Source organism: Vagococcus sp. WN89Y (assembly GCF_052220145.1).
Classification (GTDB): Bacteria; Pseudomonadota; Gammaproteobacteria; order Enterobacterales; family Enterobacteriaceae; genus Kosakonia.
Map to the genome: position 1 here is coordinate 74,971 of NZ_JBQPOM010000015.1, position 13,709 is coordinate 88,679.

The 13,709-nt window shown below is 50.8% G+C and carries 14 protein-coding genes and 1 tRNA gene; 12 read left to right on the forward strand and 3 right to left on the reverse strand.

Annotated features, from left to right (window positions below):
* Positions 1-148: 148 nt before the first annotated feature.
* A complete protein-coding gene (gene ispB / locus ACTU3N_RS05685; RefSeq protein WP_443085170.1) occupies positions 149-1,120 on the reverse strand; it encodes an octaprenyl diphosphate synthase in 972 nt (323 codons plus the stop codon).
* Between the two features lie 259 nt (positions 1,121-1,379).
* Here ispB and rplU point away from each other — a divergent pair, with 259 nt between their 5' ends.
* The 4 genes from rplU (at position 1,380) to cgtA (ending at position 4,222) form a co-directional block, all read left to right on the forward strand.
* On the forward strand, positions 1,380-1,691 hold the full coding sequence (gene rplU, locus ACTU3N_RS05690) for a 50S ribosomal protein L21 (RefSeq protein ID WP_003025032.1): 312 nt from the start codon (positions 1,380-1,382) through the stop codon (positions 1,689-1,691).
* 19 nt (positions 1,692-1,710) lie between these two features.
* On the forward strand, positions 1,711-1,968 hold the full coding sequence (gene rpmA / locus ACTU3N_RS05695) for a 50S ribosomal protein L27 (protein WP_002434222.1): 258 nt from the start codon (positions 1,711-1,713) through the stop codon (positions 1,966-1,968).
* 94 nt (positions 1,969-2,062) lie between these two features.
* Positions 2,063-3,028: a DMT family transporter gene (locus ACTU3N_RS05700; protein WP_443085171.1), complete on the forward strand. Its 966-nt coding sequence runs from the start codon at positions 2,063-2,065 to the stop codon at positions 3,026-3,028.
* A gap of 15 nt (positions 3,029-3,043) precedes the next feature.
* Complete coding sequence (cgtA, locus tag ACTU3N_RS05705; RefSeq protein ID WP_443085172.1) at positions 3,044-4,222, forward strand: Obg family GTPase CgtA; 1,179 nt, start codon at positions 3,044-3,046, stop codon at positions 4,220-4,222.
* A gap of 53 nt (positions 4,223-4,275) precedes the next feature.
* On the opposite strand, the gene dacB is transcribed toward cgtA, so the two are convergent.
* Entirely contained in the window at positions 4,276-5,709 is a 1,434-nt protein-coding gene (gene dacB, locus ACTU3N_RS05710; protein WP_443085173.1) for a serine-type D-Ala-D-Ala carboxypeptidase, read from the reverse strand.
* Between the two features lie 249 nt (positions 5,710-5,958).
* On the opposite strand from dacB, the gene greA reads away from it, so the two are divergent.
* Positions 5,959-6,435 (forward strand): transcription elongation factor GreA, encoded by a 477-nt coding sequence (greA, locus tag ACTU3N_RS05715; protein ID WP_443085174.1) that lies wholly within the window; start codon positions 5,959-5,961, stop codon positions 6,433-6,435.
* Positions 6,436-6,587: 152 nt separating this feature from the next.
* Here the strand turns inward: greA and yhbY are convergent, their stop codons facing one another.
* A complete protein-coding gene (gene yhbY / locus ACTU3N_RS05720) occupies positions 6,588-6,881 on the reverse strand; it encodes a ribosome assembly RNA-binding protein YhbY (RefSeq protein ID WP_443085175.1) in 294 nt (97 codons plus the stop codon).
* Between the two features lie 118 nt (positions 6,882-6,999).
* Here yhbY and rlmE point away from each other — a divergent pair, with 118 nt between their 5' ends.
* The 7 genes from rlmE to ACTU3N_RS05755 all read left to right on the forward strand — a co-directional run bounded on the left by rlmE (position 7,000) and on the right by ACTU3N_RS05755 (position 13,678).
* Positions 7,000-7,626 carry a 23S rRNA (uridine(2552)-2'-O)-methyltransferase RlmE gene (rlmE, locus tag ACTU3N_RS05725; RefSeq protein ID WP_443085176.1) on the forward strand — a complete coding sequence of 209 codons (627 nt, stop codon included), beginning with the start codon at positions 7,000-7,002 and terminating at the stop codon, positions 7,624-7,626.
* Positions 7,627-7,734: 108 nt separating this feature from the next.
* Positions 7,735-9,666, forward strand: coding sequence for an ATP-dependent zinc metalloprotease FtsH (ftsH, locus tag ACTU3N_RS05730; protein ID WP_443085177.1), 1,932 nt, complete (start codon positions 7,735-7,737; stop codon positions 9,664-9,666).
* A gap of 100 nt (positions 9,667-9,766) precedes the next feature.
* Entirely contained in the window at positions 9,767-10,615 is an 849-nt protein-coding gene (gene folP / locus ACTU3N_RS05735) for a dihydropteroate synthase (protein ID WP_443085178.1), read from the forward strand.
* On the forward strand, positions 10,608-11,945 hold the full coding sequence (glmM, locus tag ACTU3N_RS05740) for a phosphoglucosamine mutase (RefSeq protein ID WP_443085179.1): 1,338 nt from the start codon (positions 10,608-10,610) through the stop codon (positions 11,943-11,945). Before folP ends, glmM begins: the two co-directional genes overlap by 8 nt.
* 225 nt (positions 11,946-12,170) lie before the next feature.
* The gene (gene secG, locus ACTU3N_RS05745) at positions 12,171-12,503 is read left to right on the forward strand and encodes a preprotein translocase subunit SecG (RefSeq protein ID WP_443085180.1); all 333 of its coding nucleotides are present in this window, start codon (positions 12,171-12,173) and stop codon (positions 12,501-12,503) included.
* 9 nt (positions 12,504-12,512) lie between these two features.
* Positions 12,513-12,599: transfer RNA gene (locus ACTU3N_RS05750), tRNA-Leu, on the forward strand.
* 311 nt (positions 12,600-12,910) lie between these two features.
* Positions 12,911-13,678: a hypothetical protein gene (locus ACTU3N_RS05755; protein WP_443085181.1), complete on the forward strand. Its 768-nt coding sequence runs from the start codon at positions 12,911-12,913 to the stop codon at positions 13,676-13,678.
* The last annotated feature ends 31 nt before the right edge of the window (positions 13,679-13,709 follow it).

Consider the following 13,709-nt stretch of genomic DNA (forward strand, 5'->3'; position numbering starts at 1 on the left):
TACAAGCCCTTATGTTCTAAAAAGTTCATGTAAGGATTTTGCAATTTCAGATTTTTTCAAGTCGTTATATCAGGAAGGTTTTGGAGTGCTTCGATTTTTACTGGAGCGTATGGGCGCTTTCCCGCGCGAGTGCGCGGGAGGGGAGATGTTATCGGTCGCGCTGGACGGCGATATGCGCCAGAGCAATCAGGGCGTCGCGCCACGGAGTATCGGGCAGAACTTGCAGCGCGGAAATGGCTTTGTCCGCTTCTTCTTCTGCACGTTGACGGGTCCACTCCAGCGAGCCGCATTCCGCCATGGCTTCCAGAACAGGTTCCAGAAGATGTCTGCCGTTTCCTTGCTCAATCGCTTCACGGATCATGCGAGCCTGCTCGGGTGTACCATGATGCATCGCGTGCAGCAGCGGTAACGTGGGTTTGCCTTCGTTAAGATCGTCGCCGGTGTTTTTACCCAACGTTTCGCCGTCGGCACTGTAATCCAGCAGATCATCAATCAGCTGAAAGGCCGTGCCAAGATAGCGGCCATAATCCTGCAAGCCTTTCTCCTGCGCTTCGCTGCACCCTGCCAGCAAACCGGAACACTGAGCTGCCGCTTCAAACAAACGCGCGGTCTTGCTATAGATAACGCGCATGTAATTTTCTTCAGTGATATTGGGATCGTTCACGTTCATCAATTGCAGCACTTCACCCTCTGCAATAACGTTAACGGCTTCCGACATCACCTCCAGCACCCGTAGCGAGCCGAGACTGGTCATCATCTGAAAGGCGCGGGTATAGATAAAATCACCCACCAGAACGCTGGCCGCGTTACCAAACGCAGCGTTGGCGGTGGCTTTGCCACGGCGCATATCAGACTCATCCACAACATCATCATGCAGCAATGTTGCGGTGTGAATAAATTCAATCAGTGCAGCGATAGTGACATGCGCGTTGCCCTCGTAGCCAACGGCACGGGCCGCCAGCACGGCAATCATCGGACGGATGCGCTTGCCGCCGCCGCTCACGATGTAATAACCCAACTGGTTAATGAGCTGAACGTCTGAGTTGAGTTGTTGCAGAATCGTCGCATTCACACCCGCCATATCCTGCGCGGTTAATTCATTGATTTTTTCTAAATTCATCGCAAAAGCCGGGCTTTCAGTCCTGTTTACCACATACAAAAATGGGATAACAAAGGGTTACGGGTTAGAATAATAGTGCTAATTGTACTGTAAAAACACGTCAGAGAAACGTTACCTTAGCAGTTGTATTTTTTTTCTGCATCGATTCATGATCCCACTTGTCAAACCCTCACGTTTTGCGTAATATTCGCGCCCTATTGTGAATATTTATAGCGCACTCTGAATCATCAAGATGATGTGCGCGGAAGCGGAGTTTTATATGTACGCGGTTTTCCAAAGTGGTGGTAAACAACACCGAGTAAGCGAAGGTCAAACCGTTCGCCTGGAAAAGCTGGACATCGCAACTGGCGAATCTGTTGAGTTCGCTGAAGTTCTGATGATCGCAAACGGTGAAGAAGTCAAAATCGGCGTTCCTTTCGTTGATGGCGGCGTAATCAAAGCTGAAGTTGTTGCTCACGGTCGTGGCGAGAAAGTTAAAATCGTTAAGTTTCGTCGTCGTAAACACTACCGTAAGCAGCAGGGCCACCGTCAGTGGTTCACTGATGTGAAAATTACTGGCATCAGCGCCTAAGACCTGAGGAGAGATTTAAATGGCACATAAAAAGGCTGGCGGCTCAACTCGTAACGGTCGCGATTCCGAAGCTAAACGTCTGGGCGTAAAACGCTTTGGCGGTGAAGCAGTTCTGGCAGGTAGCATCATCGTTCGTCAGCGTGGCACCAAGTTCCACGCAGGGACTAACGTAGGTTGCGGCCGTGACCACACTCTGTTCGCTTTGACTGACGGTAAAGTTAAGTTCGAAGTTAAAGGCCCGAAAAACCGTAAATTCATCAGCATCGTTGCTGAATAAGTTTTTCGCGTCCCGGTAACGGATGAAAGCCCCGCACAGGTTGCGGGGCTTTTTACATTAGAAGTCCGGTAAAATTCAGGCAAGGAACAGGGGCATGAAACAGCAGGCAGGCATTGGCATTGCTCTGGCAATCACCACAGCAATGTGTTGGGGCGCGCTGCCAATTGCTATGAAGCAGGTGCTGGAAGTGATGGAACCGCCAACAGTGGTCTTTTATCGCTTTCTGATGGCCGGTATTGGGCTTGGCCTTATTCTTGCCATTAAACGAAAACTGCCGCCGTTGCACCTGTTTCGTAAGCCGCGCTGGTTAATGTTGCTCGCTATCGCTACCGGTGGATTATTCGGCAACTTTATCCTGTTCAGTTCATCGCTACAGTATGTCAGTCCGACAGCCTCGCAGGTGATTGGTCAACTTTCACCGGTTGGCATGATGGTTGCCAGCGTCGTTATTCTGAAGGAGAAGATGCGTGGCACGCAGGTTATCGGTGCGCTGATGCTGATATGCGGGCTGGTTATGTTTTTCAATACCAGCCTGGTGGAGATTTTCACCCGCCTGACGGATTACACCTGGGGCGTGATTTTTGGCGTGGGCGCTGCCACGGTTTGGGTGAGCTATGGCGTCGCGCAAAAAGTGTTGCTGCGCCGTCTGGCATCTCAGCAGATCCTGTTTTTGCTGTACACTTTATGTACTATAGCGTTGCTGCCGCTGGCAAAACCGGCGGTGTTGCTGCAGCTAAGCGACTGGCAACTGGCCTGCCTGATTTTCTGCGGGCTCAATACGCTGGTCGGTTACGGCGCGCTGGCAGAGGCGATGGCGCGCTGGCAGGCGGCGCAGGTCAGCGCATTTATTACCCTGACGCCGCTGTTTACGCTGTTTTTTTCAGATTTGTTATCTATGGCCTGGCCCGATGTTTTCGCCAGACCGATGTTAAACCTGTTAGGTTATCTCGGTGCGTTTGTCGTGGTTGCGGGCGCAATGTATTCCGCTATCGGCCATCGTCTCTGGGGACGCTGGCGCAAGCATGAAGCGGTTGTCACAGTGCCCCGCTCAGGCGAATGAGTTACGGAGAGTAAAATGAAGTTTGTAGATGAAGCAACGATTCTGGTTGTTGCGGGTGATGGTGGCAACGGTTGCGTAAGTTTCCGTCGCGAGAAATATATTCCGAAAGGCGGCCCGGATGGCGGCGATGGTGGTGATGGCGGCGACGTCTGGCTGGAAGCCGATGAAAACCTGAACACCCTGATAGATTACCGCTTTGAAAAATCTTTCCGCGCAGAACGCGGTCAGAACGGTCAGAGCCGTGATTGCACCGGCAAGCGTGGTAAAGACGTCACCATCAAGGTGCCGGTCGGGACGCGTGTTATCGACCAGGGCACCGGCGAAACCATGGGCGATATGACCCGTCATGGTCAGCGGCTGATGGTGGCTAAGGGCGGCTGGCACGGCCTGGGCAACACCCGTTTCAAATCCTCCGTTAACCGTACGCCGCGCCAGAAAACGATGGGTACGCCGGGCGATAAACGTGAGCTACAGCTGGAACTGATGCTGCTGGCGGACGTGGGGATGCTTGGCATGCCGAACGCTGGTAAATCGACCTTTATCCGCGCCGTATCGGCAGCAAAACCGAAAGTGGCTGATTATCCGTTTACCACGCTGGTGCCAAGTCTGGGCGTTGTGCGTATGGATAACGAGAAAAGCTTCGTGGTCGCGGATATTCCGGGGCTGATTGAAGGGGCGGCAGAAGGCGCAGGCCTGGGTATTCGCTTCCTCAAGCACCTTGAGCGTTGCCGCGTGCTGCTGCACCTCATTGATATCGATCCGATCGACGGTTCTGATCCGGCGGAAAATGCCCGGATCATCATCGGCGAGCTGGAAAAATACAGCGAGAAACTGGCTGCTAAACCGCGCTGGCTGGTGTTTAACAAAATCGATCTGATGGACAAAGCCGAAGCTGAGGCGAAAGCAAAATCTATCGCCGATGCGCTGGGCTGGGAAGATAAATTTTATCTGATCTCTGCTGCCAGCCAGCAGGGGGTGAAAGATCTGTGCTGGGATGTGATGACCTTTATCATCGACAACCCGCTAACTCAGGCCGAAGAAGAGAAGCAGCCAGAGAAAGTCGAGTTTATGTGGGATGATTATCATCGCCAGCAGCTCGAAGAAGCGGAAGCTGAAGTTGAAGACGACGAAGAGTGGGATGACGACTGGGATGAAGACGACGAAGAAGGCGTCGAATTTATCTACAAACGTTAATTCCTGAAGCACTCAGACAATGCCGGGCCTGCTTATGCTGCCCGGCATTTTTGTTAGTTGTTCTGATAAATATCTTTATACAAACGGCTTTCGAAACGCACCAGCGGGAGGCGGCGATTACGCTGCTCGGAAGGTGGGACCGCATAGCCCGAAAGATATTGCACAAACGCCATCCGCTGACCGCTGGCGGTGGTGATAAAGCCAGCGAGGTTATACACCCCCTGTAGCGAACCCGTTTTCGCCGAAACTTTACCGTCCACTCCTGCCAGATGCAGACCTGCGCGATACTGCAGGGAGCCATCGTAGCCCGCCAGCGGTAACATGGAGATAAAATTCAGCTCGGTATCATGCTGAGCAATATATTGCAGCACTTGCATCATCGTGGCGGGTGCCAGCAGGTTGTGGCGAGACAGGCCCGACCCGTCGGCAATAATGGTGTTACCGAGATCGACCCCTGCTTGCTGGCGCAAAATTTGGCGCACCGCATCCGAACCCGCACGCCAGGTACCCGGCACGCCAAAACGCGCATGACCAATCATGCGGAACACGGTGTCGGCAATCATGTTGTCTGATTTTTTCAGCATAATCTTAAGCAAATCATGGAGCGGTGCGGATTGCTTGCTGGCGATAACCGTCGCAGGTTGATTCTCCTGCGTCTGGCGCAGAAGTGTGCCGGTCCATTTAATGCCTGCATCCTGGAGCTCATTTTTCAAAATCGCACCGGCATAGCTGGCGCCATCCTGAACCGCAAACGCCAGCGGCAGCGGCTCGGCACGCTGTGGCATACACCCGGTCAATGTGAAGCGATTTAAATCTCCCGGTACAACGTCCAGTTCGCAGTACTGAGCCTCTGATGAGCCGCGCGCCAGGGTGCGTACCTGGCTGAACATATTCACCGGGTAATAAGATGCGACGCGAATAAACGCCAGATCGCCGGGCTTCTGCGCGCTGTATAAAGAAATGGAGAAGCAGTTGCGATCGACAATCGCAGCCGCAGGCGGTGCGCTGAAGCACTGCGTCATATCGTTCCACGGCCAGCCGGGGGCTTTATCGTGACTGGCAAAAATTGAGGTATCAATAAGGATATTACCGTCAATTTTCTCGACGCCTGATTTTTTCAGGGTCGCGACCATATTGCGAATATCCTGACGTTTTAGCGTCGGATCGCCGCCAAATCGCGCAATAAGGTCACCTTTTAGTTCGCCATTTCTGACAGAACCTTTGCTTTCCAGCGTCGTCGTAAAGCGAAAGTCCGGTCCGAGCTGCAACAGGGCGGCGAGGGCAGTAATCACTTTTTGTGTACTGGCCGGAAGCGCCATCTGCTTAGCGTGGTAATCAATTTCTGGCGTCTGGGCTCCCACTTTTTGCACCATCAGCGCAAGATTCGCACCATCCGGGAGCTGATTAATGTATTCGTCTACATTCGCGGCCTGAACATTCAGGGCTATACTTGTGGTCAATCCGATGATAAAGCTGGAAAATCGCATAATCTCGCGCTAACAACCTGGAAACAAGCCGTCATACTACGGCGCAATGACCCGGAAAGTAAACGATGACCCATGGTGAACTTCCGGGTAAAATACGTATCAAATTGAAAAATTGCTGCTGACCTGGGGCTTCATCCCCGGGTCAGTTTTCTTTTGCTCCTTCCCGGCGGTACACGTCTGTGTTCGGGGAGGTAGAGCAACCGGGGCGGGGCGACCGCTCCTTACAGGAATGTTTAAGAGGTATAACAAATGCAAGCGATTCCGATGACCTTACGTGGTGCCGAAAAATTACGCGAAGAGCTGGATTACCTGAAATCTGTTCGTCGTCCTGAAATCATCGCAGCTATCGCGGAAGCCCGCGAACACGGTGATTTAAAAGAAAATGCCGAATATCACGCAGCGCGTGAGCAGCAAGGATTCTGCGAAGGCCGTATCAAAGATATCGAAGCGAAACTGTCCAATGCGCAGGTCATCGATATTTCCAAAATGCCGAAAAGCGGTCGCGTTATCTTTGGCGCTACCGTAACGGTGCTGAATCTGGATAATGATGAAGAGCAGACTTACCGCATCGTGGGCGATGATGAAGCTGACTTTAAACAGAATCTTATCTCGGTGAACTCACCGATAGCGCGCGGTTTGGTGGGGAAAGAGCAGGACGATGTGGTGGTTATTCGTACGCCTGGTGGTGAAGTGGAATACGAAATCATCAAAGTCGAATACCTGTAATCGCGACTTTTGTGGCAATTGTTTACGTATTGTAAAGAAAAGAAAAAGGCCGCAGTGCGGCCTTTTATCAACATCAGGAGCATGGCATTTTGCTCATCTGCTGGTGAAAACCCCTCGTTTTACACAGAATTTGTGTTTGATTGAGGTTATTCTCAGCGTGGTAGCGAGATTTTACGCTCTGCGGTTGGACGATAAAGCACCAGCGTTTTACCGATGACCTGTACGTTGCAGGCGCCGGTTTCGCGAACGATAGCTTCCACAATCAAGGTCTTAGTTTCTCTGTCTTCAGAGGCGATCTTCACCTTGATAAGTTCATGGTGCTCTAACGCTTGTTCAATCTCGGCCAGTACCCCTTCGGTCAAACCATTACTGCCAAGCATAACGACCGGCTTGAGCGGATGTGCCAGACCTTTCAGGTGCTGTTTTTGTTTAGTACTCAGATTCATCGTATATTTTGCTTACGTTGGGATTGAAAACGGTTCATTCTACCGCCATCTCCACTGTATCGCCAAATCGCGCGTCGAAATTTATCGATGTTTACGATGAACCCGGATGGAAAGTTAAATGACAGGTAAAAAGCGTTCTGCCAGCTCAAGCCGCTGGCTCCAGGAACACTTTAGCGATAAATATGTTCAACAGGCGCAGAAAAAAGGGTTGCGTTCGCGTGCCTGGTTTAAACTTGATGAAATACAGCAAAGTGACAAAATTTTTAAACCGGGAATGACGGTAGTGGATCTCGGTGCTGCACCCGGCGGATGGTCGCAATATGCGGTCACGCAAATCGGAAGCAGCGGTCGTATTATCGCTTGCGATCTTTTACTGATGGATCCAATCGTTGGCGTTGACTTCCTTCAGGGCGATTTTCGTGATGAATTAGTCCTGAAAGCCTTACTGGAACGCGTAGGAGACAGTAAAGTTCAGGTTGTCATGTCAGATATGGCACCAAACATGAGCGGAACGCCGGCGGTGGATATTCCCCGCGCCATGTATCTGGTGGAACTGGCGCTCGAAATGTGTCGTGATGTATTGGCACCGGGCGGTAATTTTTTAGTGAAGGTGTTCCAGGGCGAAGGTTTCGATGAGTATCTTACGGAAATTCGCTCCCTGTTTACGAAGGTGAAAGTGCGTAAACCGGACTCTTCGCGTGCGCGTTCACGTGAAGTGTATATTGTAGCGACCGGGCGAAAATAATAACCCGTCGATTTCGGCCTTTGCCTTTGGTTTGAAAGAGACTGGATATGTTGTATCCTGACGCTGTTTTTAACACAGTTGTAATATGAGGTTAATCCCTTGAGTGACATGGCGAAAAACCTAATACTCTGGCTGGTCATTGCCGTTGTGCTGATGTCAGTATTCCAGAGCTTTGGGCCCAGCGAGTCGAATGGCCGCAAGGTGGATTATTCTACCTTCCTGCAAGAGGTCAATCAGGACCAGGTTCGCGAAGCGCGTATCAACGGACGTGAGATCAACGTTACCAAGAAAGATAGTAACCGTTACACGACTTACATTCCGGTCAACGATCCTAAGCTGCTTGATAACCTGCTGACGAAAAACGTCAAAGTTGTCGGTGAACCACCGGAAGAGCCGAGCCTGTTGGCGAATATCTTCATCTCCTGGTTCCCGATGCTGCTGTTGATAGGCGTGTGGATTTTCTTTATGCGCCAGATGCAGGGCGGCGGTGGCAAAGGTGCCATGTCGTTTGGTAAGAGCAAGGCGCGTATGCTCACAGAAGATCAGATCAAAACCACTTTTGCTGACGTCGCCGGTTGTGACGAAGCGAAAGAAGAGGTGGGCGAGCTGGTTGAGTATCTGCGTGAGCCAAGCCGCTTCCAGAAACTGGGCGGTAAAATCCCCAAAGGCGTGCTGATGGTTGGCCCGCCGGGTACCGGTAAAACGCTGCTGGCGAAAGCTATCGCTGGCGAAGCGAAAGTCCCGTTCTTCACCATTTCTGGTTCTGACTTTGTCGAAATGTTCGTCGGTGTCGGTGCATCCCGTGTACGCGACATGTTCGAACAGGCGAAAAAAGCCGCGCCGTGCATTATCTTTATCGATGAAATCGACGCCGTAGGCCGCCAGCGTGGTGCCGGTCTTGGCGGTGGTCATGACGAACGTGAACAGACCCTGAACCAGATGCTGGTTGAAATGGACGGTTTCGAAGGCAACGAAGGTATTATCGTTATCGCTGCAACTAACCGTCCTGACGTGCTGGACCCGGCGCTGCTGCGTCCTGGCCGTTTTGACCGCCAGGTTGTTGTTGGTCTGCCGGATGTTCGTGGTCGCGAACAGATTCTGAAAGTGCATATGCGTCGTGTTCCGCTGGCACCCGATATTGACGCTGCGATTATCGCTCGCGGTACGCCGGGCTTCTCCGGTGCCGATCTGGCGAACCTGGTGAACGAAGCGGCGCTGTTTGCCGCACGCGGTAACAAACGCGTTGTTTCCATGGTTGAGTTTGAGAAAGCGAAAGACAAAATCATGATGGGTGCGGAACGTCGCTCCATGGTGATGACCGAAGCGCAAAAAGAGTCCACCGCTTATCACGAAGCAGGGCATGCCATTATTGGTCGCCTGGTGCCGGAACACGATCCGGTGCATAAAGTGACCATCATCCCGCGCGGTCGTGCGTTGGGTGTAACCTTCTTCCTGCCTGAGGGTGACGCAATCAGCGCCAGCCGTCAGAAGCTGGAAAGTCAGATTTCAACGCTGTATGGCGGTCGTCTGGCAGAAGAGATTATTTACGGTGTAGAGCATGTTTCTACCGGCGCGTCGAACGATATTAAAGTTGCGACGAATCTGGCGCGGAACATGGTCACTCAGTGGGGCTTCTCTGACAAACTTGGCCCGCTGCTGTATGCAGAAGAAGAAGGCGAAGTGTTCCTTGGCCGCTCTGTTGCAAAAGCGAAGCATATGTCAGATGAAACCGCGCGTATCATCGACCAGGAAGTGAAAGCACTGATTGAGCGTAACTATAATCGTGCGCGTCAAATTCTGACCGAAAATATGGATATCCTTCACGCGATGAAAGATGCTCTGATGAAATATGAGACCATCGATGCACCGCAGATAGATGACCTGATGGCGCGTCGCGATGTGCGTCCGCCAGCGGGCTGGGAAGATCCAGGTACGAATAATTCTGACAGCAACGGTACTCCACGCGCTCCGCGTCCGGTCGATGAACCGCGTACGCCGAACCCGGGTAATACCATGTCAGAACAGCTGGGTGATAAATAAGTCAACCACCGTTGACTACCTGTACTGCATAAAAAACCCCGGGGCATGCTCCGGGGTTTTTCTTTGATTTTTATACGCAAACCATTCAGAGATACCAGACATGAAACTCCATGCACAGGGCACCATGCTCGATCTCTCTCATCCACATGTGATGGGTATCCTTAACGTTACGCCAGACTCTTTTTCAGACGGCGGCACGCACAATACGCTGGTTGAGGCTGTCAAACACGCAAATCTGATGATCAACGCGGGAGCGACTATCGTGGACGTCGGCGGGGAATCTACTCGCCCCGGTGCGGCAGAAGTGAGCGTGGAGGAGGAACTTGAGCGAGTTATCCCTGTGGTTGAAGCCATTGCACAGCGTTTTGAAGTGTGGATTTCTGTTGACACCTCAAAGCCTGAAGTCATTCGCGAATCAGCCCGGGTTGGGGCGCATATCATCAACGATATTCGTTCCTTAACGGAGCCTGGCGCGCTGGACGCCGCAGTCCAGACGGGTTTGCCGGTGTGCATAATGCATATGCAGGGCCAGCCGAAAACCATGCAGGAAGCGCCAAAATATGACGATGTTTTTGCCGATGTGAATCGTTTTTTTGTTGAACAAATTGCTCGTTGCGAGCAGGCCGGGATCGCAAAAGAAAAAATCATACTCGACCCCGGCTTCGGTTTCGGTAAGAATCTCACTCACAATTATGCGCTGCTTGCCCGGCTGGCCGAATTCCATCATTTTGGCCTGCCATTGCTGGCAGGAATGTCGCGCAAATCCATGGTCGGGCAGCTTCTGAATGTGGGTCCTGGCGATCGCTTAAGCGGCAGCCTGGCCTGCGCAGTGATTGCGGCCATGCAGGGTGCGCAGATTATTCGCGTTCACGATGTAAAAGAAACGGTAGAGGCTATGCGGGTGGTGGAAGCCACGCTGTCAGCTAAGGAAAATAAACGTTATGAGTAATCGTAAATATTTTGGCACCGATGGCATTCGTGGCCGCGTCGGTGATGCACCGATCACCCCTGATTTTGTGCTGAAGCTAGGCTGGGCCGCTGGGAAAGTATTGGCTCGTCACGGTTCGCGCAAAATTATCATCGGTAAAGACACGCGTATTTCTGGCTATATGCTGGAGTCCGCGCTGGAAGCGGGCCTTGCCGCTGCCGGACTGTCTGCATCATTTACCGGACCAATGCCGACACCGGCGGTAGCGTACCTGACCCGCACATTTCGCGCTGAAGCGGGGATCGTGATTTCCGCCTCGCATAACCCGTTTTATGACAACGGCATCAAATTTTTCTCTATCGATGGTACTAAGTTGCCGGACGCTGTCGAAGAAGCTATCGAAGCAGAGATGGAAAAAGAGCTCACCTGTGTCGATTCTGCCGAGCTGGGTAAAGCCAGCCGTATCGTGGATGCTGCCGGGCGCTACATTGAGTTCTGCAAAGCGACATTTCCTAATGAGTTAAATCTTAATGATCTGAAAATTGTCGTCGATTGCGCTAACGGGGCGACGTACCACATCGCGCCAAATGTGTTCCGTGAGCTGGGCGCAAAAGTTATTGCAATGGGCTGCGAACCTGATGGTGTAAATATCAATGAGCAGTGCGGCGCAACGGATGTTGCTGCACTGCAAAAACGCGTGCTGGCAGAAAAAGCAGATTTGGGTATCGCATTCGATGGCGATGGTGACCGCGTGATTATGGTTGATCACGAAGGGAACAAAGTCGATGGCGATCAGATAATGTATATCATCGCTCGTGAAGGTCTGCGTCAGGGGCAGCTGCGCGGCGGCGCTGTAGGTACACTGATGAGCAATATGGGGCTGGAGCTGGCGCTCAAGCAGCTAGGTATTCCGTTTGCGCGTGCCAAAGTTGGCGACCGCTACGTGCTGGAAAAAATGCAGGAGAAAGGGTGGCGCATTGGCGCTGAAAACTCCGGGCATGTGATCCTGCTTGATAAAACCACCACGGGCGATGGTATTGTCGCGGGTTTGCAGGTGGTTGCCGCTATGGTGCGTAACCACATGAGTCTGCACGATCTCTGTAGCGGAATGAAAATGTTCCCTCAGGTGTTGGTTAACGTGCGCTTCACCGCTGGCAAAGGCGATCCGCTGGAAGATGCAACGGTTAAAGCGGTCATGGCAGAGGTGGAAGCAACGCTTGGCAACCGGGGGCGAGTGCTGCTGCGTAAATCGGGGACCGAACCGCTGATTCGTGTGATGGTTGAAGGCGAAGATGAAACGCAGGTGACGGCGCTGGCAAATCGCATTGCTGATGCGGTCAAAGCAGTTTAAAGCGTAAATAAGTGGCTAAAAAGGCGACTGATATCGCCTTTTTAATCGTCAATTTTTTCACTTTTGCTGTTTTTTTCCGCACTTGATAAAATGCACTGAAATTGCCCTTGCGAAGGTCATTCGCTTTGGTTAGTATTCACACCCGCTTCAGTGGGAAAGAGAAATCACCCACTTCTATTGGTTTGAAGCATTGGCTGCGGCAACCCCGCAAGGAACAGGTTGATTATGTACGAAGCTCTTTTAGTTATTTTCCTTATTGTGGCGCTGGCTCTTGTGGGTCTGATTATGCTGCAGCAAGGCAAAGGCGCTGATATGGGAGCCTCCTTTGGCGCAGGGGCGTCTGGTACGCTGTTCGGTTCAAGTGGTTCTGGTAACTTCATGACCCGTATGACCGCTGTGCTGGCAACTTTGTTCTTTATTATCAGCCTGGTGCTGGGTAACATTAACAGCAACAAAACCAATAAAGGAAGCGAGTGGGAAAATCTGAGTGCACCGGCAAAGACTGAGCCTGCTCAGCCTGTAGCTCCGGCTCAGCCAACCAGCGATATCCCACGCTAAGTAAGTCGTGCCGAGGTGGTGGAATTGGTAGACACGCTACCTTGAGGTGGTAGTGCCCGATTGGGCTTACGGGTTCAAGTCCCGTCCTCGGTACCAATATTCCGGAAAAAAGACATCGAAAGATGTCTTTTTTTTGCCTGTAATTTATGCATTTGCCTTTACGCGTCATCATAATCTCTCCATCTGGTAAATCCTGCACATCTTATCGATATTCCTCTTTATTTATAAATATTTCTATTTTGAATAAATTATTTTACTGGAGCGGTCGTATATTATTGTGGTGAATTTAAAGTTTTTGGTTGCCAGAAATATTCTTCATTATTTCTATTAAATTTTATTGAAGTGGTTGCTTTTATTTTTTTCTCTATCTATTTTAGCACCCACCTTGTACGCTTTGAGATTAATATATGAGCCGCATTTCTTTATTAAGGATTTTTGTTACCTTTTTTATCGGGTTATGCCTTATATTAAAATCCGGCAGCGTATTAGCAATACCTTCAATTGGTATCGGCAGTATGTATGACATTATTGCTCCTGAAAAACAGGCAATAAATAAGCGCATCTATAATACCGGTGCTTCAACTGCCTTTGTTCGTATAGAGTTGCTGGAAGTTGATATAAAAAATAAAGAGAAAATATTAGAAACCCCAGTAAAAGAAGTGGCAGGTAATATCCTTGAAAAAGATCGGCTTATTGTTACGCCTTTACGGATGATTATCCCTCCATCGAGTTTTCAGTTAATTAGATTTATGTGGCCCGGTGAACGCGTAGCAGAAAAATATTACCGCGTAAGGTTTACACCGGTTTTGCCTGAGACCGGAGATAGCTTTGGGCTAAATGAACAACAAATATTACAGTATCGGGAAAAAGCACTTAGCGTTGGTCTCAATATCATGGCGGGTTACGGCACGCTGGTTATTGTCCAGCCATCAAAGCCAGTGTTTAATACGCTGATTGAAACACAGCCATCAGATTTTATTTCGGTAGTGAATAATGGGAATTCAACTATTGCCCTTGAGAATATCCGTAATTGCAATTCAGCAGATACAGACTGCAGCAGTGCTGCCCGGCAGTTCGTTTTGCCCGGCCAGACTAAGAGAATTGCAAAAATGAAAGGGCTAAAAACCAGCTTCACCCTCATTGAAGGGAAAGAACAAAAGAAACTCCGTTACTGAATAGCAGTAACTCAGTGGTGTCTCACTAAAT